This window comes from Lapillicoccus sp., from assembly GCF_039935575.1.
Classification (GTDB): Bacteria; Actinomycetota; Actinomycetes; order Actinomycetales; family Dermatophilaceae; genus Lapillicoccus.
In genome coordinates this window covers 1-22086 of sequence record NZ_JBDTKA010000096.1, presented here as the reverse complement: position 1 = coordinate 22086, position 22086 = coordinate 1, and the positions used below count along the sequence as shown (strand labels likewise).

Annotated in this window: 25 protein-coding genes and 1 pseudogene; 12 read left to right on the top strand and 14 right to left on the bottom strand. The window is 67.5% G+C overall.

What is annotated here, in order from left to right; all coding sequences use genetic code 11:
• The 5 genes from ABI385_RS12120 to ABI385_RS12095 form a co-directional block, all read right to left on the bottom strand.
• Nucleotides 1-1105, bottom strand: a 1105-nt coding sequence (locus tag ABI385_RS12120) for an IS4 family transposase (RefSeq protein ID WP_348104001.1), incomplete at its 3' end; no start/stop codon positions are given.
• 357 nt (nt 1106-1462) lie between these two features.
• On the bottom strand, nt 1463-1810 hold the full coding sequence (locus ABI385_RS12115) for a toxin-antitoxin system HicB family antitoxin (RefSeq protein ID WP_348104000.1): 348 nt from the start codon (nt 1808-1810) through the stop codon (nt 1463-1465).
• Between the two features lie 346 nt (nt 1811-2156).
• Nucleotides 2157-2957, bottom strand: coding sequence for a tyrosine-type recombinase/integrase (locus ABI385_RS12110; RefSeq protein WP_407068267.1), 801 nt, complete (start codon nt 2955-2957; stop codon nt 2157-2159).
• A 294-nt stretch (nt 2958-3251) separates the two neighbouring features.
• Complete coding sequence (locus ABI385_RS12100; RefSeq protein WP_348103999.1) at nt 3252-3446, bottom strand: helix-turn-helix domain-containing protein; 195 nt, start codon at nt 3444-3446, stop codon at nt 3252-3254.
• A 164-nt stretch (nt 3447-3610) separates the two neighbouring features.
• Nucleotides 3611-3799 (bottom strand): hypothetical protein, encoded by a 189-nt coding sequence (locus tag ABI385_RS12095; RefSeq protein WP_348103998.1) that lies wholly within the window; start codon nt 3797-3799, stop codon nt 3611-3613.
• A gap of 365 nt (nt 3800-4164) precedes the next feature.
• On the opposite strand from ABI385_RS12095, the gene ABI385_RS12090 reads away from it, so the two are divergent.
• The 3 genes from ABI385_RS12090 to ABI385_RS12080 all read left to right on the top strand — a co-directional run bounded on the left by ABI385_RS12090 (nt 4165) and on the right by ABI385_RS12080 (nt 5529).
• Nucleotides 4165-4395, top strand: a complete 231-nt coding sequence (locus ABI385_RS12090) for a ribbon-helix-helix domain-containing protein (protein ID WP_348103997.1) — start codon at nt 4165-4167, stop codon at nt 4393-4395.
• On the top strand, nt 4382-4729 hold the full coding sequence (locus ABI385_RS12085; protein WP_348103996.1) for a type II toxin-antitoxin system PemK/MazF family toxin: 348 nt from the start codon (nt 4382-4384) through the stop codon (nt 4727-4729). Before ABI385_RS12090 ends, ABI385_RS12085 begins: the two co-directional genes overlap by 14 nt.
• A 368-nt stretch (nt 4730-5097) precedes the next feature.
• Nucleotides 5098-5529: a nitroreductase/quinone reductase family protein gene (locus tag ABI385_RS12080; protein WP_348103995.1), complete on the top strand. Its 432-nt coding sequence runs from the start codon at nt 5098-5100 to the stop codon at nt 5527-5529.
• Nucleotides 5530-6209: 680 nt separating this feature from the next.
• On the opposite strand, the gene ABI385_RS12075 is transcribed toward ABI385_RS12080, so the two are convergent.
• Together ABI385_RS12075 and ABI385_RS12070 are read right to left on the bottom strand one after the other, a co-directional pair.
• A complete protein-coding gene (locus ABI385_RS12075) occupies nt 6210-6449 on the bottom strand; it encodes a hypothetical protein (RefSeq protein WP_348103994.1) in 240 nt (79 codons plus the stop codon).
• Between the two features lie 131 nt (nt 6450-6580).
• Entirely contained in the window at nt 6581-7129 is a 549-nt protein-coding gene (locus ABI385_RS12070) for a hypothetical protein (protein WP_348103993.1), read from the bottom strand.
• Nucleotides 7130-7489: 360 nt separating this feature from the next.
• Between ABI385_RS12070 and ABI385_RS12065 the strand changes: the two genes are divergently transcribed.
• The 3 genes from ABI385_RS12065 (at nt 7490) to ABI385_RS12055 (ending at nt 12459) form a co-directional block, all read left to right on the top strand.
• Entirely contained in the window at nt 7490-9151 is a 1662-nt protein-coding gene (locus tag ABI385_RS12065; protein ID WP_348103992.1) for an alpha/beta hydrolase, read from the top strand.
• A gap of 106 nt (nt 9152-9257) precedes the next feature.
• Nucleotides 9258-11117 (top strand): peroxidase family protein, encoded by a 1860-nt coding sequence (locus tag ABI385_RS12060; RefSeq protein WP_348103991.1) that lies wholly within the window; start codon nt 9258-9260, stop codon nt 11115-11117.
• 181 nt (nt 11118-11298) lie between these two features.
• On the top strand, nt 11299-12459 hold the full coding sequence (locus ABI385_RS12055; protein ID WP_348103990.1) for an aromatic acid exporter family protein: 1161 nt from the start codon (nt 11299-11301) through the stop codon (nt 12457-12459).
• A 104-nt stretch (nt 12460-12563) separates the two neighbouring features.
• On the opposite strand, the gene ABI385_RS12050 is transcribed toward ABI385_RS12055, so the two are convergent.
• Nucleotides 12564-12860 (bottom strand): DUF503 domain-containing protein, encoded by a 297-nt coding sequence (locus ABI385_RS12050; protein WP_348103989.1) that lies wholly within the window; start codon nt 12858-12860, stop codon nt 12564-12566.
• A 50-nt stretch (nt 12861-12910) separates the two neighbouring features.
• Here ABI385_RS12050 and ABI385_RS12045 point away from each other — a divergent pair, with 50 nt between their 5' ends.
• The gene (locus ABI385_RS12045; protein WP_348103988.1) at nt 12911-13360 is read left to right on the top strand and encodes a DUF1810 domain-containing protein; all 450 of its coding nucleotides are present in this window, start codon (nt 12911-12913) and stop codon (nt 13358-13360) included.
• Here ABI385_RS12045 and ABI385_RS12040 read toward each other — a convergent pair.
• From ABI385_RS12040 to ABI385_RS12030, 3 genes are read right to left on the bottom strand one after another with little or no spacing between them, the layout of a single operon-like run.
• Entirely contained in the window at nt 13350-14174 is an 825-nt protein-coding gene (locus tag ABI385_RS12040; RefSeq protein WP_348103987.1) for a DUF72 domain-containing protein, read from the bottom strand. The genes ABI385_RS12045 and ABI385_RS12040 overlap by 11 nt on opposite strands.
• Nucleotides 14171-15418 (bottom strand): cupin domain-containing protein, encoded by a 1248-nt coding sequence (locus ABI385_RS12035; protein WP_407068266.1) that lies wholly within the window; start codon nt 15416-15418, stop codon nt 14171-14173. The genes ABI385_RS12040 and ABI385_RS12035 overlap by 4 nt, the downstream gene beginning before the upstream one ends.
• The gene (locus ABI385_RS12030; RefSeq protein ID WP_348103985.1) at nt 15419-15661 is read right to left on the bottom strand and encodes a BatC protein; all 243 of its coding nucleotides are present in this window, start codon (nt 15659-15661) and stop codon (nt 15419-15421) included. It abuts the gene before it with no gap.
• Between the two features lie 179 nt (nt 15662-15840).
• Between ABI385_RS12030 and ABI385_RS12025 the strand changes: the two genes are divergently transcribed.
• Nucleotides 15841-16503: an MBL fold metallo-hydrolase gene (locus ABI385_RS12025; RefSeq protein WP_348103984.1), complete on the top strand. Its 663-nt coding sequence runs from the start codon at nt 15841-15843 to the stop codon at nt 16501-16503.
• A gap of 65 nt (nt 16504-16568) precedes the next feature.
• Here ABI385_RS12025 and ABI385_RS12020 read toward each other — a convergent pair whose 3' ends face one another.
• Nucleotides 16569-17540, bottom strand: coding sequence for a sugar-binding domain-containing protein (locus ABI385_RS12020; protein ID WP_348103983.1), 972 nt, complete (start codon nt 17538-17540; stop codon nt 16569-16571).
• Between the two features lie 87 nt (nt 17541-17627).
• On the opposite strand from ABI385_RS12020, the gene ABI385_RS12015 reads away from it, so the two are divergent.
• Nucleotides 17628-18662 carry an NAD(P)-dependent alcohol dehydrogenase gene (locus tag ABI385_RS12015; RefSeq protein ID WP_407068265.1) on the top strand — a complete coding sequence of 345 codons (1035 nt, stop codon included), beginning with the start codon at nt 17628-17630 and terminating at the stop codon, nt 18660-18662.
• A gap of 30 nt (nt 18663-18692) precedes the next feature.
• Here ABI385_RS12015 and ppgK read toward each other — a convergent pair whose 3' ends face one another.
• Nucleotides 18693-19460, bottom strand: coding sequence for a polyphosphate--glucose phosphotransferase (gene ppgK, locus ABI385_RS12010; RefSeq protein WP_348103981.1), 768 nt, complete (start codon nt 19458-19460; stop codon nt 18693-18695).
• 175 nt (nt 19461-19635) lie between these two features.
• Here ppgK and ABI385_RS12005 point away from each other — a divergent pair, with 175 nt between their 5' ends.
• A complete protein-coding gene (locus tag ABI385_RS12005) occupies nt 19636-20289 on the top strand; it encodes a hypothetical protein (RefSeq protein ID WP_348103980.1) in 654 nt (217 codons plus the stop codon).
• A pseudogene (locus ABI385_RS18540) lies at nt 20286-20639 on the top strand (RES domain-containing protein); the annotation flags it as partial. The gene ABI385_RS12005 and the pseudogene ABI385_RS18540, both read left to right, overlap by 4 nt.
• 179 nt (nt 20640-20818) lie before the next feature.
• Here the strand turns inward: ABI385_RS18540 and map are convergent.
• Nucleotides 20819-21682, bottom strand: a complete 864-nt coding sequence (gene map, locus ABI385_RS12000; protein ID WP_348103979.1) for a type I methionyl aminopeptidase — start codon at nt 21680-21682, stop codon at nt 20819-20821.
• 61 nt (nt 21683-21743) lie between these two features.
• Here map and ABI385_RS11995 point away from each other — a divergent pair, with 61 nt between their 5' ends.
• Complete coding sequence (locus tag ABI385_RS11995) at nt 21744-21944, top strand: methionine aminopeptidase (RefSeq protein ID WP_348103978.1); 201 nt, start codon at nt 21744-21746, stop codon at nt 21942-21944.
• Nucleotides 21945-22086 lie beyond the last annotated feature (142 nt).

Sequence of the window (22086 nt, the reverse complement as noted above, 5' to 3'; positions counted from 1 at the left end):
GGATCAGGGCTCGGATGGCGTAGTGCACGCACAGGTAGCCCCATGCCTCCTGACGCGCTCCGGCGGGGGTGCGGGAGCGCAGCACCACACGCGGGCCGCGTTGGTGGGTCTTGAGTTCGTCGAAGATCGACTCGATCTCCCAACGTTGGGCGTACAGCTCGGCGAGGTCCTCGGCCGGGGCGTGGGCAGGGTCGAGGATGGTGGTGACCAGCCGGTACCGGGTGGGTGGCAGCTGCGGGCGTCCCGGGTCGTCGATGGTGTACTCGACCACTCGCACCGCAAGGACCTCGTTGCGGATGCGTTTGTCGGCGGTAGCGACCAGCTCGGAGAGGAACGACCCGTCCGGGAATCGTTGCAGCACGGGGAAGACGGCGTTGCCCTTGGCCCGCCACAGCAGGTCCGCGCCGCCGGCGGCCGCGGCGGCGAACAGCGGGTAGGCGGTGAAGCCGCGGTCGGCCAGGCACAGCATCCCCGGTTCCAGGGCGGTGATCATCGCCTTGGCCACACTCACCTCGCCGACGCCGTAGGAGTCCATCGCGGCGGCGATGACGGCGTGCGTGCCGCACTCACCAAGGGCCACGATCCGCAGCTGCGGGAACGCGCTGCCGTCGCCGCGCCCGGTCCCGGCCCGGCCGAACTCGGCCGCGTTGGCGGGCGTGTCGGCCACGTCGATACAGGTGCCGTCGATGCTGACTAGGCGCCAGCGACGGTAGAACGCCCCCGGCGTCTCGGCCGTGGCCAGTGGCACGCAGGCCCGGTCGAACAACGCCGCCAACGGCTCAGGTCCCAACCGCGCCCGAGCCTTGGAAATCGCCACCTGCGAGGGGGTCTCGTACCGCTGCTCCCCGTCAGAGGACCAGGCCAAGCCCTCCGTCAACGACCGCATCACCTCCTCATACCCCGCCGAGGAGAACAACGTCATAGCCAGCACGTAGTACACCGTCAGCCGGGCCGGCAGCAGCCGGTTGCGCTGCTCCCGCCGGCCAGTCGCATCCACGACCTCGTCAACCAACCCCGGCGGAAACGTCGCCGTCAACACCCCCAACGCCACCTTGTCGCTCAACCGCTCACCCAAAGGCACCCGCACCTGCCCCGCTCTCGGCATACCAGCGAGAATAACACAGATGTAACTCTAAGTTATGGGTATTGGGCTTAGCCCAACGCTTAACCCTAGACGTCCTGGGACTTGTCCCCATGCCCACGAGGACAGCGGGCCGTCGCCGGCGATAGGGCGTTTGAACTGAGGGGTGGGGGTGCTCGGGTCAGTCATTTGGTGGACGCTAGGGCCTGCATTTGGGCGCTGTACCGCCTAGCCCTATCTGGGCGATAGGACACACCTCAAGACGCGCCGAACACGAACCAAGGTGTATGGAACCCGCGGCCTTGAGCACGCATCTCGCGCGCGCTCGCCACGACCCGCAGCAGCCGATGAGTCACGGCAAGCTCGAGCGGACTCTTCTCGCTAGCTTGCGCTGTTCAGTCGTCGGACGATGAGCTGGTTGAGGCTGAGCTTCTCTTCGGCCGCTTCGAGGGCCAGTCGTCGGTGGAGTGCTTCTCCGACGCGGAGGTTGAACTTGCCGGAGAAGGAACGCTCGGATAGCGCACCGGGAACTGGTTCGGCTTCTGCGTTCATGTCCTCTATGACGTCTGCGACGACCTTCTCGAGTCCGGTCAGCGCCTCGATCTGTGTTCCTGCCAGCCAGGACAGGGAGGGGAACTCCAGGCAGGTGGCGACGAACTCATGGTCCTCGGCGGACCACGTGACGCGGTAGGTGTAGTGCGAGATGTCAGCGGTCGGCACGGTGTGCATCAGTCGCCTTCCTTCTTGTCAATCGCGGCGAGGACCTGGCCCACCTGATACGGCTTGGCTTTGCCGTGGTCGTTTTGAATATTCACGCGGGGTCACCAGGCCACGGTGTGCGGAACACAGCGTGCGAGCCACCAGTGGTGCCCGGTGGGCCGAAGTAGTAATCGCAAATTCTGTGCAGATCGGCGTAACGGACGTTTTTCGGGTTGGCCCTCATGGAAATGAGGACCCTCTCAATTGACGCCACGGTGCGATGGTACTGCAGACAGTACCACTTCGACTAGGTTTGTACGGTCTCGGACGCCTCTCGCGGGACCTCAGCTGCCCCAAGGACTGCGTCGATGGCGTCTCATGTCCGGTCGTCGGAGTCGGGCCACAGGTGGCTGTAGGTGTCGAGGGTCTCCGAGGCACTGGCGTGAACCAGCCGGGCTTGGACCGTCTTGACGGACTCGCCGTGCCGGATGAGGAGCGACGCGTAGTAGTGCCGAAGGCTGTGGAACGTGTACCCGTGCACACCAGCCTCTGTGGCGCTCCGACGCCACAAAGTCCCAAACGCCGATCGGCGCAGCAGCTGCCCGTCTGACCCCAGAAAGACGGGCGCAGCGGGCGAGGGCGCGAACCGCCGAAGGTGTTCCGACAACGGCTCGAGAACGACGTCTGGCAACGGAACCGTCCTGACGCTGGCTGCGGTCTTGGGCGGTCCGAACTCCGGAGCCTGGCCTCGCACGGCGACGAGCTGCCGGTCCACCCTGAGCGTGCGGCGCAGGAAGTCCACGCGGTCAACGGTGATGCCGAAGATCTCACCCTGACGGAGGCCGGTGCCCGCAGCCAGGATGACCATGGCGTGGTATTGCTCGGGGACGGCCTCGGCCAGTGCCTGGATGTCCGCTGTCGCCATGGGAGAGACTGGCTTCTTCACGATCTTGGGGAGTCGAATGCCGTCGCAGGGGGACAGCGCGATTCGACGATCACGCGACGCCGCCTTGAAGATCGTGGCGACGTAGCGGTAGGTCACGATGACCGATGCGGGGGAGAGTTCGCGCTCGAGGCGTTTGACGAGCTGTTGGATGTCCGACGGCACGATCGACTCCAGCGGCCTGTCGCCTATGACCGGGTACACCCGGCGCCGCAGCGCGCCCTCGACCTGCACGACGGTGCCAGGTCGGTGGATCTGGATCGCGCGCCACGCCTCGGCATACTCGCGGAACGTGATTCGGCCAGCTCCGGGCGAAACGTATGCGCCGGTGACGAGGCTGGTGGTGGTCTCGTCGAGCCAGCGTTGAGCGTCGACCCGGCGTCTGAAGTGACGGGCGTGCTCTCTCCTGTTGGGTCACGGTAGCGAGCCCGGTAGGTGCCGTCCGCCCGCTTGGGTCCGATCGTTGCCATGACCTCTCACCTTCTCGGCGTCGGTGCGCTCACGGTTCGGCCCGCTGCCGGATCTCACTCAGGCTTTTTGCTGCGGATTCCTGCGGCGGCCGGAGCGCCCCGCATTTTGCACGTCGATCCACCTCAGCACGTCTTGCTCCCGGTAGACCACTCGCCGCGGCCCCATCTTGAAACTCTCCGGCCCCGCGCCTTGGTGGCGCCAGTATCGCAACGTCGCGGCCGGAACGCGGATCATCGCGGCCACCTTGTTCACAGTCAGCACTCTGTCCATCTCGATCCACCCCTCGCCAGCCCGCGACAATCGCAGCTCCTACTTGGGTAAGCACGACACGCCGCGTGGGGTGGACACCGAATCGCCAACCGTCTCGAAAACGTCATGAAACCCACGGGCGGGAGGCCGTCGTCTATCCGGGCGAGTCATGGTCGGAGGTGGTCCTGGCGGCTGTTGTATGCGGCGACGAGGCGTTCCATCGCGGGACGCAGAGCGTCGAGATCACGCTCGTAGATCAGTCCGGTCTCTAGGCGGCGCGTGAGCTGGTCGAGGAGCCCTGCCCACGCCTGCGGGCCCGTGGGCAGGGCTGCGGCGGTCCGCCTCGTTGGCGTCACCGTGGACGCCCAGGCGGCCGATCGCCATCGCCCCCGGTTTTTTTCATCCCGTCCGGAACGCAACATCCTTACAGACGGCCTTCGATGAAGACGGTGACGTATCCGGCGTCACTGGCCCGAAACGGCGAGGTGCTCGACAGTGTGATCGACGACCGCGAGGAGGTCGTCATCGCCCGACCTGGTCACGAACCGTCGTCATGGTCTCACTCGAGGACTACAAGTCTCTACGCCGAGACTGTCTACCTGATCCAGTCACCGCGAACGCACGGCGCCTCCTGGACCTTAAAACGTGGAGAATCAACTTCCCTAGGCCGCGTGATGCGACCGTGGTAGCCGGGGCGGTAGTACCGGAGTAGCATAAGAGTATGAAGCTGAGTGTCAGCCTGTCCGAGGACGAGGTCGCCGCGTTGGACAGGTACGCCGAGACCACCGGTCTGGCGTCGCGGTCTGCCGCCATTCAGCACGCGATCCGGTTGCTGGGTGACCCTGAGATGGAGGATGCGTACGCGGACGCCTGGGACGAGTGGGAAGCTTCGGGCGACGCCGTGGCGTGGGATTCGACTGCGGCCGACGGACTCCTTCATGCTGCGCGGTGAGATCCGCCTGACCGACCTTGAACCTGTCCGCGGAAGCGAGGCCAACAAGCGTCGTCCGGCGGTCATTGTCAGCAATGACAGGGCCAATGTCAGCGCCGCGCGACATGGACGCGGCGTCGTCACGATCGTTCCCGTGACGAGCAACGTGACCCGCGTGTTGCCTTTCCAGACCCTCCTGCCTGCCCAGGAGACCGGTCTGCGGGTCGAATCCAAGGCTCAGGCTGAACAGGTGCGGTCCGTTGCGATCGGGCGCATCGGCCCGATGATCGGACGTGTCCCCATCCACGTGATGGCCGACCTCGACGACGCCCTCCGCCTGCACCTTCAGCTGTAACCACGTCTCACCCGAAGCAGAGGTCAATCCTCAGCCACCGGTTAGAGGACGATCAACCGCAGGACCTCTGTGGGGTGGTGGCGGGGCGAGACGACGGTCAGGTGGAGAAGCTTGCGTTGGGTGCGCAAGATCAGTCAGCGAGGTCCGGATCGCGCGTGAGGTAGCTTTATCGTTCGCAGCAGTCGGCGATGAGGAAGCGTTCGATCCGACCGTGGCAGCCGAAGACGATCTCCTCGACGCGGCCCGAAGTGTCGACCACTCCACTTCAGCTCACTCAAGTCGGGGGCGTTGACACGTTGTGCAACCTCATCGTGGCAAAGGGCGACTCGATCGGTTTCGTCGAGCGCCGCTAGAGGTAGGTTCGGCTCATGCCGAGCGACGTATCTCTCAAGGCGATGAACCTGGTCCATCGCACCGCCCTGCTGCTGAGTGGCGGGCGGCTCGGCCACACCGCCATGAACATGCCCGTCGTCGAGCTGACGACCATCGGACGCCGCAGCGGCCGGCCGCACACTGTACTGCTCACCTCACCGATCCAGGAGGGAGACGCCTTCGTCGTGGTGGCCTCTCGCGGTGGTGACGACAAGCCGCCCGCCTGGCTGTTGAACCTCCAGACCAACCCCGACGTCGAGGTGGCGGTCCAGGGCGGGCCGACCCAGCCCAGGCGCGCCCGCGTCGCGACGGCGGCGGAGCGGGCCAGGCTGTGGCCGCGGGTGACCGCGGATCACAGCAATTACGCTGGCTACCAGAAAAGGACCAGCCGGGAGATCCCGCTGGTGTTCCTCGAGACGGCGGGGTAGCGCGAAGTAGCAGTTCGTCTCACTGCCAGCCCAGCCGCCGCACACTGGCCAGCCACCGTCAGGGTCGGATGCGTTCTGAGCCCAGAACCTCGCCGCCTGCAGGTGCGCCCGACGTCGCCCGCCGCGACACGGCCAGGCCCCGGACCACATCGACGCTAGCCCACGCTAGCCCCGTCCCGCCTGCCGCGACCGGGCCTCCCGGCGGCGAGGTCACAGGGTGGGGTCTCTCAGGACGGAGGCTTGCTGTTCCGCATGGCGATCACGCCGTCAGGGGACCATGACGAAGCATTCGCAGGCGCTCGTACGTGATCTTGAAGACCCCGCACGGGGCATCCTCGACGGGCACGAGCTGGCCGTTGAAGCACGCTTCGGCACGGTTTTCCGCTCACTGCTGCATTCCCGCGGTTGGGTCGACGAGGACCGTAGACGCCGCTCGTCGGCGACCTGAGCGACCCGGTTGACGACGGCGGCCTGCCAACCCGGCGCACGTTGCCCGAGGCTGGGGACGCTGTACCCGCGGGTCCCGGTGCGGACCAGCCGTTCGGACGGATGGTCAGCGCTGATAGGTCGGTGCGCCGTCCGCGGTGCTTCCGGCGAACCAGGCAGACCACGCGCGCAGCTGCTGGGCAGCGCAGGCACTCCGACGACGCCGACAGGCTCTGCTGCGCTTTCGTCCCCCGCTACCGAGCGTCGCCCAACGGGTCGGGGCGGGCGAACATTGCCAGCACCGCCGCGACGACCTGCGGTGTCCCGGGCACCAGCACAGCGGTGCCCTCCCAGGCGTCGGTCCGCTCCGCCACCCGCGCGACGGCATACTGGACTGCATCGCCGAGCAGGGGCACGGTGAAGACGAAGTCCTGGCCGATCCCCAGCTCCTCGCCTGCCCGGGCGGCCAGTGCGTCGCCGGGGACTGCCCGCAATGAGGGTGACGCGCAGAAGATGAGCTCCCGCAGAGCGGAGCTGAGCTCGTCGAGAAGCTGCTCGGTCAGGTCGTCCGCCCCTTCGTCGGCAGAGATGACGCCGATGAACCGGACTCCCGGGTGCCGCGCGGTCAGGTGGCCACCCAGCGCGCGCGCTCCCCCAGGGGACTGGACGACCGCTGCGACGACGAGCGGGTCGTTCTGGACGACCGTGCACCATCCGTCTGGGCGAAAATCGGGGGGCTGCACGGATCGATGTTCGCACCGATCCGGCCTGCGGCCCCACTATCGGCGGCGAACCCGAACAGCGGAAGTACGCCCATGGAGACGCCCGTGGCCAGGAACTCGGGGAACTGCACGACGCGTTGGGCGACGCCGAAGCCGGCGAGCAGTTCCTGGCTGTAGCTGGTGGCGATGTGGTTCAGGACGAGCGCGGACACCAGGAGGAACCCGGACTGCAACAGCTCGGAGACGCCGATGCCGAACACCTCCCTCATGATTGCGGGCCGCAGGGTGGACCAGCGCGGTGCGAGGCTCTGCAGTGCGCTGTGGCGGATCGGGTGCCGAGCGAAGTTTGCGACGGAGACGAGGTTCGCCAAGCCGATCGCGAGCGCAGCGCCCGCGACACCCCAGCCGAGCACCAGGGTGAGCACGGGCGTGAACGCGAGCTGCACCCCCACATACACGGCGGTCGGCCCGACCGCGTCTCCGGTTGCGCCCAGTGCGCTGGTGACCGGACCGAGCAGCAGCAGGCATACGCCGCCGGACCGAGCGGCGTTTCTCGGGACGACTGCGAAAGTCTGGGCGGGGCTCGACCCGGCAGATCATCCGGTCACGCGTCGAGTGGCGACGCACCTGCCAGACCACGACGACCGCGAGCAGTTGCTCGCTGGCATCGACCTCACGCTGGCCGGCATCGAAACGGTGCGAGAGGCGTACCCCACCCGAACCGCTCACCGACGAACTCACGGCGCGTGGGTGGTTTGGCACTGGACTGCGTCGGCCTTTCGGGTCCAAGGTGGCACCTGGAAAGGACTGTTATGGACAGGTTGCCGATCATCTACATCCGCGGGTATGCCGGCGCGACGGCGGGCATCAACTCTCAGGTGGACGACCCCTTCTACGGTTTCAACCTCGGGGCGACCCACGTGCGGGTTGGCGGTGACGGGGACCCGGCGTTCTACCAGTTCGAGGGTCCGATGCTGCGGTTGATGACCGACGAGAACTATCGGCTGCTGGTCCGGGGAGACCAACAGCAGTATCTCGACTCTGCCGAACCGGGCACCGTCTCAGCGGCGTCGCTGTGGGTCTACCGGTTCTACGACCAGGCAGCCACGACATTCGTCCCGCCCGCGGCCCATGAGGGGATGGTCGAGCGGTTCCTCACCAAGCTGCACCAGAAGGTCACGGCTGATGGGTTTGACATCGAGCAGGCCGCCGCCGGCCTGTACACCCTGATCCTGGAAGTACGCGCCAAGACGGGTGCCGACAAGGTCCACCTGGTTGCGCATTCGATGGGTGGGCTGGTGGCCCGCTGCATGATCCAGAAGCTCTGCGGGCAGGACGGCCGCGAGCCCGCGAAGGCGATCGTGGACAAGTTCTTCACCTACGGCACGCCGCACGGCGGCATCACGTTCGACTACGGGGTTCTCGACTGGGCGGAGCAGGCCTTCGGCCCAGCCGGCGCCGACATGTTCTCGCCACCGAAGATGTTCGGCTATCTGACCCCCGGCAAGACCTTCGGCAAGGACGTCCCCGGCGATGGCGACAGCTGGGACCCACAACGGATCGACAAGGACGTCTTCGACCCGGCGAACATCTTCTGCCTCGTCGGGACCGACCCCAAGGACTACGGTCTGTCCCGCGCGGTCGTCGGCCCCAAGAGCGACGGTCTGGTCCGGATCGAACACGCCTACGTCCGCGAGGCGCACCGGGCGTATGTCTACAAGTCCCATTCCGGTTCCTATGGAGAGGTGAACTCTGAGGAGGGCTACCAGAACCTGCGCCGGTTCCTGTTCGGCCGCTGGGCGGTCAGCGTCGACTTCGCCGGCCTGCCCCGGCCCGTGGCTGCGTCACCCGGGCCGATCTGGCAGGCCGACATGCGCCTGGCGATCCGCGGTCTCTCGGTGGTGATGAGCGAGCAGCAAGCCGACCACTGGTGTCCGATCCAGCTGAACGAGGAGCTCGATCGCCCGGTCGACACCGCGGACAGTCCCGTCCCCCTGCTCAGCACGTTCCTGATCGACCCCGGACACGAAGCCGAGCTCTCCGCCGAGCGAAACGACCCGCTCAAGCCGACGGCACACGGCGGCCGGATGCGTCACGTCCTGTCCCTGCGCGTCTACCAGCTGGACGAGCGCGGGGGCTCGTTCAACTTCGCGAACCATCTCGAACAGGTCCCGGACTGGGCAGACTCACTCATCATCGATGTCGGGCCCAACGACGACAACACCGGTATGAACGCGTGGGCGGCGTGGAACAGCGAGGTGCCAGGGGCGATCAAGGACTTCGACACCATCACCGACGCCCTGCCACCTGTTCGGCAACGACCAGTGGACCTCACCGTCCGTGACGGCATTCACTTCGGCAGCATCCCCATGCCGGACTTGGCTCGCTCGCTACCGGTGCTAGGCGCAGCTGCCAGCCTCTCTCTCGCGGTCACCGACCGGGAGATCGCGACTGCGGCACCCCAACCAGCCTGACGCTGCAGGTGGCGACGAACCGGTCTGCCGGATCTTTACGCCCGGATGCCAGAGGCGGACGATGAGCTGACGGGACCACAGCCGTACCAACCGAGGGAGCTCCGAAATGAACGAGCCGCAGGATGTCCAGAGCGTCAGCAGCTCCGACGAGGTCAATCGGCCTGGCCTCCTGGAAAGAGCCTTTGATGCTGCCGCGGAGAAGCTCGATCGGCACATTGGCTGGTATCACCTGCCCAAACCCCTGGGGCTGGTGGAGCTCATCGGCATCAGGAACACACTTCGCCAGCACAACCTTTACGACACGTCACGGCTGCCTGCCGTCAGTGCTGCTCAGCCGCCCCCCTTCGAGGAGAAGTACGACAGCGAGCGCACCGTCAATGGCAGCTGGAACGACCTGGTTCATCCCGAGATGGGTATGGCGGGCACCAGGTTCGGGCGAAACGTGCCGCTCGTCGAGACCTGGCCGCAGAGTGAGCGGATGCTCGAGCCGAGCCCGCGGACCGTCAGTCGACGGTTGATGACGAGGGACGAGCTGATTCCCGCCTCGGCCGGGAACGCCCTCATCGCCGCGTGGCTGCAGTTCATGATCCGCGACTGGTTCAAGCACGGCACCAGCCCGAGCGACCACCCGTGGGTAATTCCCTTGTCACCCGACGACGACTGGCCGACGCCGCCGCTGCTGGTGATGCGGACGCCGGCCGACCCCACCGCTCCGCCCGAGTCGGACCAGCCGCCGACGCATACCAACATCATGAGTCACTGGTGGGACGGCTCCCAGCTGTACGGGAACAGCCTCGCCGAACAGGCGGCGTTGCGTCACCACGTGGGCGGCCGACTCAGCCTGGTCGACGGGATGGCTCCGGTCCCAGAAGACGCAACCAAGGGGCCGGGACGTTCACCGGGCTTCTGGTTCGGCCTGGGAGTGCTGCAGTCACTGTTCATCAAGGAACACAACAGCATCTGCGAGATGCTCGCGAACACCTACCCGGACATGGACGACGAGACGCTCTTCCAGCGCGCCCGGCTGATCACCGCGGCGCTGCTCGCCAAGATCCACACGGTCGAGTGGACGCCGGCCGTCACCGCCCACCCCACGGCTGTGACCGGCCTGCACGCCAACTGGTGGGGGCTCGAGGGCGAGAGGCTGCACAAGGTCTTCGGCAGGCTGAGCTCGAGCGAGGTCGTCGCGGGGATCCCCGGTTCCGACACGGAGGATGACGGGGTCCCGTTCGCCCTCACCGAGGAGTTCGTCGCCGTCTACCGGATGCACCCGCTGATCCCAGACCAGTTCGACTTCCGGGCCGCAGTCGATGACCAGCCGACCCTCGGCGCACGCGAGTTCGACACGGTGACTGGTGCCGCCGCGGTCGACATCCTTCGTGACAACAAGCTCACCGACCTTATCTACACGTTGGGGACCATGAACCCGGGCCTGGTGACACTGCACAACTACCCCAGGTACCTCCAGACCTTCACCCGCCCCGACAATGGCACGCTGATGGATCTCGCCGCGACCGACATCCTGCGCTGCCGCGAGCTCGGCGTGCCCCGCTACACCGCATTCCGGCGGCTGCTGCACCTACCCGTTCCTCACACGTTCGAGGACATCACCAGCAACCGAGACTGGGCGGAGGAGCTGCGAGAGGTCTACAACGACGACATCGACAGCGTGGACCTGATCCCCGGTATGTTCGCCGAAGACCGACCGGATGGTTTCGCCTTCAGCGACACCGCCTTCCGCATCTTCATCCTGATGGCCTCGCGCCGCCTCAACAGCGACCGGTTCTTCACCACCCACTTCACCAACGACGTATACACCGATGCGGGCATGAACTGGCTCGAGGACAACACCATGAGCACCGTCCTGCTGCGCCACTGCCCAGAGCTCCAGCCCTATCTCGAGGGCTCCTCCAACGCCTTCGCGATCTGGGGACGCGCCAACGCCCGGAATGCCACGACGACCTAGGGACTAGCTGATCGGGCAAGATCAAGGGGGTTCGCGACGGCTGGCCACGTCTGAAGGCGGTGGGGATGTGGCACTGGAAGCGCTGAGGCGCAGGTCGTCGTTACGCCTGCGGCACCTGGTTTGGTGGCTGTGGCCGTCGATGCCCAGCTCGTGGTCGCAGGTGCCCGCGCGGCTGCGGCCCGTGACGGTCCAGATCGCTCGGCTGACGGTGTCGGCGGTGGTCGCGTACCTCGTGGCGAACGCCGTATCTCCAGGCAGCGTCGACCTGACGGCGCCGCTGACGGCGCTCCTCGTGGTCCAGGCGTCGACGGTCGGAACCCTGCAGGTGGGGCTGGTCCGGGTGGGCGCTGTGCTCACCGGCGTCCTGGTGGCAGTAGGGGTGTCGGCCTCGGTGGGGTTGTCCTGGTGGTCCCTGGCCGCGGTGATCGCCGCAGCGCTGATCCTGGCGAACGTCCTCAGGCTTCGAGAGCAGTCCCTCGAAGCCCCCATCAGCGCCATGCTGATCCTCGCCGTCTCGTCACCAGAGCTGGCGGCTGAGGTACGGGTGGTGAACACCTTGATCGGCACGGCGGTCGGCATCGGGTTCGCGCTTCTCGTGCCTGTCGCCATTCCGAACGCCAGCGCGCTCGGTGCCGTCCGAGCGGTGGCCCGCGCCCAGGCTTCGCTGTTGGACGAGGTGGCTCTTGCCCTGGGCGACCGGGCTGCGCATCCCGAGGAGCTCGAGGCGTGGCTGGCCTGGACGGATCACATCGAAGGTGAGCTGGACGACGCGGCGGCTGCCGTTCAGGCCGTAGAGGATCGACGCATACTCAACCCTCGAGCGTTGGCCGTGGCTGCCGTGCACCCCGGGCTGCGAGCGGTGCTGGGTCGCCTCGACAGCTGCCTGTCAGCCGAGCGAACCCTTCTGCATGGCCTGGGCGCCGGGTCCGAGGTCGAGGAGCGACCGGCCGACACCGCGGCCGGCGCCGAGCTGCGACGCGCTTTCGCCGTCGTGCTGGACGACCTGGCCAACGGGCTGCACGCGTTCGCAAACCTCGTCGGTGCCGAGTACGGCGGGGCCAACACTGACGAGGTCGACGACGCCCTGAACCGGACCCTCGAGATCGTGCGCGAGACTCGGGCCGTTCTGACCGAGCTGATGTTCCTCGACGTCGATCCTCGCGGGCGACCCGACCTGTGGATGCTGCAGGGCTCCGTCCTCGCCGCCGTCGACCACATCCTGCGTCAGCTGGACCTCGAGAACGCCGAAGGACTCAGCCAGCCCTGGCTCAGCCGCTACCGCTCGCGCCCGCGTTCTTCGGCCCGACCGTCGAGACGCCGGAGCCTGCGCCGTAAAGCGTGACAGTCTGAGCCGACACTAATGGTGTCAGCCGCTCGGAAAGCCGAGCGGCCAGCACCATTAGCGCGGGTATGCGCGGCGCGACCCGCTGAGTGCCTGCCGCGGCCTCAGTCGTCGTCGCTGGTCCGCAGGCTGCGGTGCGCCGTCAGCAGCTCGACCTCTGGCCGACCGGCGACCAGGCGCTCGACGGAGTCCAGCAGGTCGACGAGCGGTGCGCGGTCGCCGGAGACCGCGGCCAAGCCGACGGTGCCCCGGCGGTGGAGGTCCTGGTCACCGACCTCGGCGACCGAGACGGCATACCGGCGTTGGATCTCCGCGACGATGGGGCGGATCACCGAGCGCTTCTCCTTGAGCGAGTGCACGTCTCCGAGCAGCAGGTCAAGCTCCAGCCATCCGATCCACATGGGTCCACCCTGCCGCACCGCGGTCGTCCCTGTCGCGCGAGAATCGGTCGATGACCGACGACCCGTGGAACCTCGCCCGCTTCCGAGCAGCCCAGGCCTCCGGTGGCGCTTATGACACGGCTCTGCAGGAGCTGCGCGCAGGTCGCAAGCGGGCCCACTGGGTCTGGTTCGTGTTGCCTCAAATTGCCGGCCTCGGTCACAGCCCGATGGCGCAGCGGTATGCGGTCAGCGGCCTCGACGAGGCGCGCGGCTACCTTGCAGACCCCGAACTGGGTCCTCGGCTCGTGGACTGCGCGCAGACCCTGACCGGTCTCGACGAGACGGATGCAGTGACCGTCATGGGCTCGGTCGACGCCATGAAGCTCCGGTCCTGCATGACGTTGTTCCTGCACGCCGCGACGCTGGCCGACCACCGAGCGGCCTTCGCGACCGTGCTCGACCAGTTCTTCGGCGGGCAGGAAGACCGCGAGACGCTGGTGCGGCTGGACCTCAACCCGTGAGGCGCTCCTGAAGCGCCGCAGCGTCCCAGGGAGCCCGCCCCCTCGCATCGTTGTCGAAGTAGACGTAGACGTCCCGCCCGGCTGATCTCCAGCCTCGACACCGCTCGGCCCACTGGTCGAGGGAGCGCGAGGCGTACCTGCTGGCATACAGAGCGGTATGACCGTGCAGGCGCACGTACCTGACCCCGCTGGTGTCGCGGTCGATGACCGGGAACTTCCCGGCGGCGTCCGCCCACACTGTGCCGATAGCGTTCTGCCGCAACAGGCTCTCGGCCTCATCGGTGTCGAAGCTGGTATGCCTCGCCTCCAGCACGTGCCGGATCGGCCGGTCGACTTCGGCGGTCACCAAGGCCCGGTCGGTGGGTACTTTCTCGTCGTGCCGTCCGGCCAGCAGTGCGGCGTCATGCGTCGTCCGCGGAAGCTGGCTGAAAAACGCGGCAAGCAGCGGTGCGTCGAACTGCTGACGCGCCGGCAGCTGCCACAGGACTGGTCCGAGCTTGGCACCGAGAGCCAGGACGCCGGAGGCGAAGAAGTTGGCGAGCGCCGTCTCGACGCCGGTCAGCCGCAGCATGTGGGTGATGTAGCGGCTGCCCTTGACGGCCAGCTCGAAGTCGTCGGGGGTCCCCTTGCGCCAGTGCTCGTAGGACGAGGGTCGTTGCAACGAGTAGAACGAGCCGTTGATCTCGACGGACGACATCCGGTCCGCGGCGTAGGAGAGCTCGAGCCGGTGCGCGAGGCCCGCGGGGTAGAAGTCGCCCCGCCAGCGTGGGTAGGTCCACCCCGAGATGCCGATGCGAAACCCCGCGGCGGTCACCGCTCGTCGAGAGTGACGATGCCAGACAGCAGCAGGCGTCGGGCGAGGTCGGCGCCCAGATCCGCAACGGATCCAAAGCCGTCTTCGAGCAGGACACGAACTGCGTCGAGATCACCGTCGGCGACCCGGAGGTCGCCGGCTCTACTGTGCAGCTGCACCGGGTCGTCCTCGGAGGTCTTCAACCGGGCCGCGAGGTGGCGCCGGAGGACAAGCACCGCGTCGGGCTCCAGGTGGGTGGCTGCCCGCACCGTGGCGACCGGGGCGACGGCCGATGCGCGCTGGGAGCTGCGTCCGCGCGCGGCGAGGGCGTCGACGAGGTCCTCGGCATCCACCTCCTGCACAGCGCGCAACACAGCTGCCCGGATGACCTCCAGGTCGGGTTCGAGGTTGTCCGGGTCGTCCAGCCGGACCCCGAGCGGCAACGACGCGCGGACCTGCTCGTCCTCACTCACCCGTCGCAGCGCGACGGCCAGCATCTCGTCGGCGAGGTGGCGTCTGGTCCAGGGGTGGACCCCCATCGTCAGGTGGGTGCTGACGTCGCCGAGTGCCGTCGCCGCATGCAGGTAGCCGCGCGGCAGGTAGAGACAGTCACCCGGGCGGAGCGTGACCTCGAGGAGGGGCTCCTGCAGGGCAGCCGCCTCGACGTCGGTGCGCCGGTCGGCCCACGGCTGGTCGCGAAGCGGGCTGTCGAGCACGGGAGGCCTGATGCGCCAACGCTTTTCGCCGGCCACCTGCAACACGAACACGTCGTGGACGTCGTAGTGGTCGCTGAACCCGATGCTCTGGGTCGGGGTGACATAGGCGTTCACCTGCACGGGGTGGCCGAGCTCGGCAGCGAGGTCCTGCGTGAACCGGGTCACCGGCTCCCAGGTCCGGTGCAAACCCTGCAGGACGATGGTCGCGCCGTCGGCGAAAAGGCGCAGCAGCTTGTCGTCGCTCAGCTGGTCGCCGATCGTGGCACCGACGCCGCCGGGCGCGGTGAACGCCCGCTCTGCGAGGGTCGTCCCGTTCTTGGCGACCCGAAGGAACGGGGCGCGGAGGCCGCGACGCGAGACCAGCTCGTCGACGGCGTCGTTGCTGAACAGGTCGTCGAAGCGTGACGGAAGGGCGGAGGCCGGCGTGACCAGGGGAGCACGCCCCCAGAACTCCTGCGCGAACTGCTCCACCGTCACGGCGACTAGTCGAGAAAGAGCGGAGTGCCCGCCCGCACGGGCGGGCACTCGCGTCCTGGTGCTGGCGGTCATCTACAGAGCGCTACCTGCCCCGCCGTCTGCGCCGCCGTCGTTCGTCCCGGAGTCGGCGCCGCCGTCGGCCGGGCCTTCTGCTCCACCGTCAGCGCCGCCGTCGTGCTGTCCTGGGTCCGCGCCGCCGTCTGCTGGGCCTTGGCCGGCGTTTTCGCCCGCTCCGCCGTCGGCTCCGCCGTCGTGGGTGCCGCTGTCGGCGCCACCGTCAGCAGGGCCCTCGGTGTCCATCGGGTTGTCGCTCATTGGCAATCCTCCCATTGGTGTTGGCCGCACGTCGATGTGCGGACTACCGATGGAGTACCCCAACGACAGCCCTGTCACACGTACGGAATGAACCGACCCTATGCCGATGGTTCGACGACGGCTAGAGCGGTGTCGGGCCGCGCGGGCGGCCACCGTCGGGCGCCGCTAACGTGGGCCGTATGCGCGTGACTCACCTCGGACATGCCTGTCTCCTAGTCGAGATGTCGGACTCCCGCATCCTCATCGACCCAGGCAGCTTCTCCTCCGGCTTCGAAGGGCTTCGGGACCTCGACGCGGTGGTCGTGACCCACCAGCACGGGGACCACCTGGACATGGACCGACTGCCTGCGCTGCTTGCCGCGAACCGTCAGGCGCCGTTGCTCACCGATCCCGAGTCCGCTGCTCTGCTCGAGAACCCGAACAGCGACGTGGTGACGATGACGGCTGGGACTGACGTGATGATAGGCCCGGTATCCGTTACCCCCGTGGGCGTGATGCACGCGGTCAACCACGCGGGAGTGCCGCGTTGCACCAACGTCGGTGTGGTCCTGCGCGCCGACGGCGAGCCCGCCCTCTACCACCCTGGCGACGCGTACGACGGCGAGCCGGGTGAGGTCGACGTGCTCGCCGTCCCGCTGAACGCGCCGTGGTGCAAGGTCAGCGAGACCATCGACTTTGTCACGCGGATCGCACCGGGATCGATCGTTCCCATCCACGACGCGCTGCTGTCCGGCGTCGGTCGAGGGATGTACGTCCAGCACGTCAGCCGGTTTGGTGCCGGAGGTGACGTCCGGCTGGCCGACCTCGCCGACGGCAAGGCCGCCGACATCGGGATCCTCTGAGACGCGAGCGAGCTCGGCGGCGTCGACGGGGCGGGGCATCAGAACGCCGCACAGGATGTCGCCGGCTACGGTTCCTCGGCGACGCTGAGCAGTCTCGTGGCAAAGTCAGCGGGGGTGACCAGCGACGTCAGGTACCCGCCGCGGATCCCGGCGAGGGCCGCCGGAACTTTGGCCAGGCCGTAGGCGATGCCGATCACCTCAGCAACGCGCCGCAGCTGGGCGGGGTTGATGGCGATGATCCGATTACTGAGTGGGGTCTCGATGGCTTCCCCCTGGGCGTCGAGCAACACACCGGAAAGGTCGGCCTGCACGCCCGTCTCTCCCATCAGCGCTTGTTCTCCAGGAGTCAGGGCATCGTGCAGGGTCGAGCCGGGTGGTTTCCACCCGCCAACGCCGACGACGGCTTTGGTGACGGTGTCGTAGCGGGCCACGGCCTCGGCGATGGCGTCCTGACGGTAGAGACCCCGTGCGGTCTGTTCGTCGTTGACGATCATGGGCGCGTAGAAGACCGACGAAGGAGCGCGCGCGTCCCGGGCAATACTGCGGACGACGTCGACCGAGCTGGGCTCGACGTCGGGTCGAGTCAGCGCACCGGTGAGCTGGACCACCCGTGCGGCATGCAGGCCGCGCACTTTCGCTGCCATCGCCAAAACCACTCGGGCCCAACCGATCCCGAGCACATCCTCGGCCGTACAGATCTCGGTGAGGAGATCGGCGGCGACTTTCCCGAGCTGATCGCGGGTCTGCGCGTCGTCGCCCTGGGTGGTATTGACCACGACAGCGTGACGCAGTCCCAGGCGGGTGCGCAGCCGTTCGCTCAGGTCGAGATCGATGGAGCCAGCGCCGACGACGGTGAGGCGCACCAAGCCGCTGGCCCGCCCCAGCTCGAGCAGCCGGGCAACCTTGAACCGGGTCAACCCCAGGTCCTCGGCGATCTGCACCTTCGAACGCCGACCGAAGTAGTACATCCGCGCCGCCGTGGCCGCCGTAACCATCTCCCGCGGACCGGCAAACGGGGCGTTCGGTAGGTCGGTCATCTCCACCTCTCATGGTTCAGATGAGCGGGTCTTGACCGCTACCGTAACATCCGAGCAAGCAATGTCAGGGTCCGCTCAGCTGAGTCCATGGAGGTCCGAGTGTCGAGGATGATGACGGTCAGTGTGTTACGCAGCGTGGGACAGGTGGGTGTCGAGGAGAGGCCCGTTCCGCAGCCGGCTGCCGACGAGGTGTTGGTGAGAATCGGCTCGGTCGGCGTATGCGGGTCGGACGTGCACTACTACGAGCACGGCCGGATCGGACCGTACGTCGTGGACTCACCCCTCGTCCTCGGGCACGAGGCGGGCGGGGTCGTCACGGAAGTGGGCCAGGGCGTGACCTCGCTGCGGGTGGGGCAGAGAGTGTCGATCGAGCCCGGGGTGCCCTGTCGGCACTGCCCGCAATGCCTGGCCGGGCGATACAACCTGTGCCCCGAGGTCCGGTTCTTCGCCACGCCCCCTTATGACGGGGCGTTCAGCCAGTACGTGGCGATGCCGGCCTCGTTCGTCTACCCCGTCCCGGACAGCATCAGCGACGACGCCGCGGGACTGCTCGAACCGCTCTCGGTGGGGGTCTGGGCCTGTCGTCGGGCACACGTGTCACCCGGCAGTACCGTGCTGGTCACCGGAGCAGGCCCGATCGGGCTGATCGCCGCGCAGACCGCGAGAGCATACGGCGCGGACGCCGTCACCGTCACCGACGTCAACCCCCATCGGTTGCGCGTAGCCGAGGACCTGGGCCTCGGCACCATCGACGTCAGCAACACGACGCTCGCCGACTCGGGGATCGAAGCCGACGTCCTGTTGGAGTGCTCCGGAAACGCCCGTGCGACCTGGGACGCCGTCTCGACCATGGCGCGCGCCGGACGCGTCGTCCTGGTCGGCATGGGTGGCGACAGCGTCAACCTCCCGCTCTCCTACGTCCAGGACCGTGAGCTCGTGGTCACCGGCGCGTTCCGCTACGCCAACACCTGGCCGACCGCGATTCAGCTCGCCGCCTCCGGACGGGTGGACCTGGACGGCATGGTCACCGGCCACTACGGACTCGACGACGTGGAAGCGGCTCTCACGGCCTCCAAGAACGACCCCACGGCCCTCAAGGTCATCGTCAGACCAGGAGACTGAAACCTCGGCAGCACCTTCGCGTCAGCGGCGTCAGCCGTGGGCCGCCTCCTGGGCCAGGCGGGCCGCGCCGATGATGCCGGCCCGGTTCTGCAGGGTGGCGGCCACGATCGGGGTGCGCAGCTTGAGCAGGGGCAGGAACTGGTCGCTGTCCTTGGAGATCCCGCCACCGACAACGAACAGGTCGGGGGAGAACAGCGCCTCGACGACGGAGTAGTAGCGCTGCAGCCGCGGTACGTACTGCTCGTAGGTCAGCCCAAGGGTGTCCTTGACCGACGACGCGGCTTCTTTCTCGGCGTCGTGGCCGTCGATCTCGAGGTGCCCGAGCTCGCTGTTGGGGACGAGCATGTTGCGATACATGAGAGCGCTGCCGATGCCGGTGCCGAGGGTGGTGAGGATGACCAAGCCGTCCTCGTCCTTCGCGGCGCCGTAGAGCAGCTCGGCATAGCCGGCCGCGTCCGCGTCGTTGACGAGGGCGACATCGCGACCGAGCGCCTTCCGCAACGCGCCCTCGCCCTCGAAGTCGATCCAGGAGGGGTCGATGTTGGCGGCGGACCGCACCAGGCCGTGCTGGACGACGGCGGGGACGGTGACGCCTACGGCGGAGTCCTTGTCGAGGTCGTCGGCGAAGTGGGCGACCAGCTGCGCCACGATCGCGATCACTGCTTCCGGGGTGGCCGGCTTGGGCGTGAGGATCTTCTTGCGCTTGGTCGAGAACTCGCCCTTCTTGAGGTCGACAATGGCGCCCTTGATGCCGCTGCCGCCGATGTCGATACCGAGCGCCGTCGTGTGCTTCGACATGGCCGGTGCGCCTCCCTTGCGTCGTTGGTCCGGTGGGAGTTCAGTCTGTCAGTGATACCTGCTTCTCCGTCTATCTCGGTTGGAGATGCGCTCACTCGGTGGCCGGGTCGCCTGCGGGGTAACATCGGAGGATCATGATTGTCCATTGGTCATCCACCATCGTGGGAGGGCACACATGCACACCGCGCTGGGTGACAGCAGTGCCGCGCCTCACCCGCCGAGAGCGTCAGACGCGGACTTGCTCGACGACAGCGACAGCGCCGAGGCGACTCACCTGATGATGCGCGTCGTCGGTTTCGCGGAGACCGTCCTTCTCATTCCTCGTGCCGGGGAGGCCGGAGCTGATGTCGAGACGTTCAACACGGCGCTGACCGGCCTCGCTCGTATCGGTGTCGCGCGTTCTGTCGCACCGCTGTCCGATCCGACTGACGCGGCTTCGCTCGCCCGAGCGTCGAGGAGGGTCCTCGGCGCGCTGGAAGAGTCACCCGTGCCGCAGGTGGAGTGGGCGCCCCTCAGCCGGATCCTCGGTGACGACGAGCTGGCTGGTTTGGTGGAGATCTCGACGAGCTCGCTGACGCGCTATCGCGCAGGCGAACGCACAACGCCCGATCTGGTCGCCGCTCGGCTGCATGTCGTCGCCCTGATCGTGTCCGATCTGATCGGTTCCTACAACGACTTCGGGGTCCGCCGCTGGTTCCAGCGGCCCCGGAAGGCTCTGGACGGGAAGTCGCCCAAGCAGGCCCTGTCTCGCGGCTGGGCGCCCGATGACCGCGATGTCGGCCGCGTCCGTGACCTCGCTCGTATGCTGCTCGGCGCGACTCTCGGGTGATCACGTTCCGCACCTGCGACCGCCGGTATCCCTTCTTGTGGGAAAGTCAGCGTCAGCCCGCTGCTCGATGGCACGCGCCCGACGACGGGCCCGCTCAATACCTGGCGGACACGCCCGATGGCGCCTGGGCGGAGTTCCTGCGGCACGAGGAGATCACGGACGCGGTTGACTTGGCCGGTGTCTGCCGAGCGCTGTGGGCCATTGACGTGGAGGCGACGGGGTTGGAAACGCCGACGCTTCCGCAGGGAGTCATGCGAGGTGACCTGACCACATACCCGGCCTGCCAGAGGGAGGCAAAGCGGCTTCGTAAGCGAGGGTTTCTTGGCATCGTCGCCCCGACGGCTGCACTCGCGCCGGGTACCGCGGGCGGCTTTCGAGTGGACGACGGGTTGGTCGCCGGCCCCCGACGTGACGGATCAACGGTGGTGCTCTTCGGCCGACGCCCCGACGCTGTCGGGTGGCTCGTCGTCGACGAGGGGAGGCCGCCCGCCGAGCTCGTGGAGCGTGTCAGGCACCTCTGACGCCTCACTCAGGGGAGTGTGAGGATCTCGTTCCCGTCCTCGGTGATCAGGATCGTGTGCTCGAACTGTGCGGATCTCGCCCGGTCCTTGGTGACCACGGTCCAGCGGTCGTCCCACATCTCCCAGTCCGCACTGCCGAGGTTGAGCATCGGCTCGATGGTGAAGGTCATCCCCGGCTCGATGACCCGCTCGTAGGCCGGCGCCGCGTCGTAGTGCGGGATCACCAGCCCGCTGTGGAACGAGGACCCGATGCCGTGGCCGGTGAAGTCGCGCACCACCCCGTAGCCGAAGCGGCGCGCATAGGACTCGATGACCCGGCCGATGACGTTGATGGGTCGCCCCGGGAGGGCCGCCTTGATGCCCCGGAGCGTTGCCTCGTGGGTCCGCTCGACCAGCAGGCGCGACTCCTCGTCGACGTCCCCGCACAGGTAGGTGGCGTCCGTGTCGCCGTGCACCCCGTCGATGAAGGCAGTGATGTCGATGTTGACGATGTCGCCGTCCTCGAGTCGCCGTGAGTCGGGGATGCCGTGACAGATCACCTCGTTGACGGAGGTGCACAGAGACTTGGGAAAAGCTCTGTAGCCCAAGGTTGACGGGTACGCGCCGTGGTCGAGCAGGTAGGCGTGACCGACGGCGTCGATCTCGTCGGTCGTCACTCCCGGGGCGATGACCTCGGACGCCGCCACCATCGCTCGGGCTGCGATCCGCGAGGCGACCCGCATCTTCTCGATCGTCTCCGCATCCTTGACCTCCGAACCGGTGAACGGGGCGGGGGAGGGGCGGTCGACATACTCGGGTCGAGCGATACTCGCGGGCACCTTGCGGCGCGGAGACACCTCGTGAGGCGCAATGGTTGCAAAGGTGACCGACATACGGTGAGTCTAGGAGCCGCACCACAACGATTCCGCAGCGCCGCAGCCTTGGGAGGTCACCGTGAGCTACTGGTACAACACCGCAACCGGCCAGGTCGAGACCGACGAGAACCGAGGACAGGCGCAAGACGTGATGGGCCCGTATGCGTCGGCGCACGAGGCCTCGCACGCGCTGCAGAGCGCGCAGCAGCGGACTGAGAAGTGGGACGCCGAGGACCGGGAGTGGAACAGCGGACGTTCGGAGGACGACGCCGACGACTAGTCGAGGGCTAGAGGACTAGCCGTCGGACCCAGGCCCGGTCTGGGCTGACCTGGCCGAGCGGACCTGGCGGCCCGGGGCGAATGCCCGGACTCGCTGTCCTCGACATCACGGCCGGCTACGTACTGCGGAACAACGTCCTTGC

Excerpts from the sequence above, each read along its gene's own strand:
- ABI385_RS12030 (WP_348103985.1), bottom strand. The coding sequence starts at position 15,661 with ATGAGCGACAACCCGATGGACACCGAGGGCCCTGCTGACGGTGGCGCC.
- ABI385_RS12050 (WP_348103989.1), bottom strand. The coding sequence starts at position 12,860 with ATGTGGATCGGATGGCTGGAGCTTGACCTGCTGCTCGGAGACGTGCAC.
- ABI385_RS12115 (WP_348104000.1), bottom strand. The coding sequence starts at position 1,810 with ATGCACACCGTGCCGACCGCTGACATCTCGCACTACACCTACCGCGTC.
- ABI385_RS12090 (WP_348103997.1), top strand. The coding sequence starts at position 4,165 with ATGAAGCTGAGTGTCAGCCTGTCCGAGGACGAGGTCGCCGCGTTGGAC.
- ppgK (WP_348103981.1), bottom strand. The coding sequence starts at position 19,460 with ATGTCGAAGCACACGACGGCGCTCGGTATCGACATCGGCGGCAGCGGC.
- ABI385_RS12005 (WP_348103980.1), top strand. The coding sequence starts at position 19,636 with ATGCACACCGCGCTGGGTGACAGCAGTGCCGCGCCTCACCCGCCGAGA.
- ABI385_RS12020 (WP_348103983.1), bottom strand. The coding sequence starts at position 17,540 with ATGACCGACCTACCGAACGCCCCGTTTGCCGGTCCGCGGGAGATGGTT.
- ABI385_RS12065 (WP_348103992.1), top strand. The coding sequence starts at position 7,490 with ATGGACAGGTTGCCGATCATCTACATCCGCGGGTATGCCGGCGCGACG.
- ABI385_RS12045 (WP_348103988.1), top strand. The coding sequence starts at position 12,911 with ATGACCGACGACCCGTGGAACCTCGCCCGCTTCCGAGCAGCCCAGGCC.
- ABI385_RS12080 (WP_348103995.1), top strand. The coding sequence starts at position 5,098 with ATGCCGAGCGACGTATCTCTCAAGGCGATGAACCTGGTCCATCGCACC.
- ABI385_RS12035 (WP_407068266.1), bottom strand. The coding sequence starts at position 15,418 with ATGACCGCCAGCACCAGGACGCGAGTGCCCGCCCGTGCGGGCGGGCAC.
- ABI385_RS12025 (WP_348103984.1), top strand. The coding sequence starts at position 15,841 with ATGCGCGTGACTCACCTCGGACATGCCTGTCTCCTAGTCGAGATGTCG.
- ABI385_RS12015 (WP_407068265.1), top strand. The coding sequence starts at position 17,628 with ATGGAGGTCCGAGTGTCGAGGATGATGACGGTCAGTGTGTTACGCAGC.
- ABI385_RS12060 (WP_348103991.1), top strand. The coding sequence starts at position 9,258 with ATGAACGAGCCGCAGGATGTCCAGAGCGTCAGCAGCTCCGACGAGGTC.
- ABI385_RS12085 (WP_348103996.1), top strand. The coding sequence starts at position 4,382 with ATGCTGCGCGGTGAGATCCGCCTGACCGACCTTGAACCTGTCCGCGGA.
- map (WP_348103979.1), bottom strand. The coding sequence starts at position 21,682 with ATGTCGGTCACCTTTGCAACCATTGCGCCTCACGAGGTGTCTCCGCGC.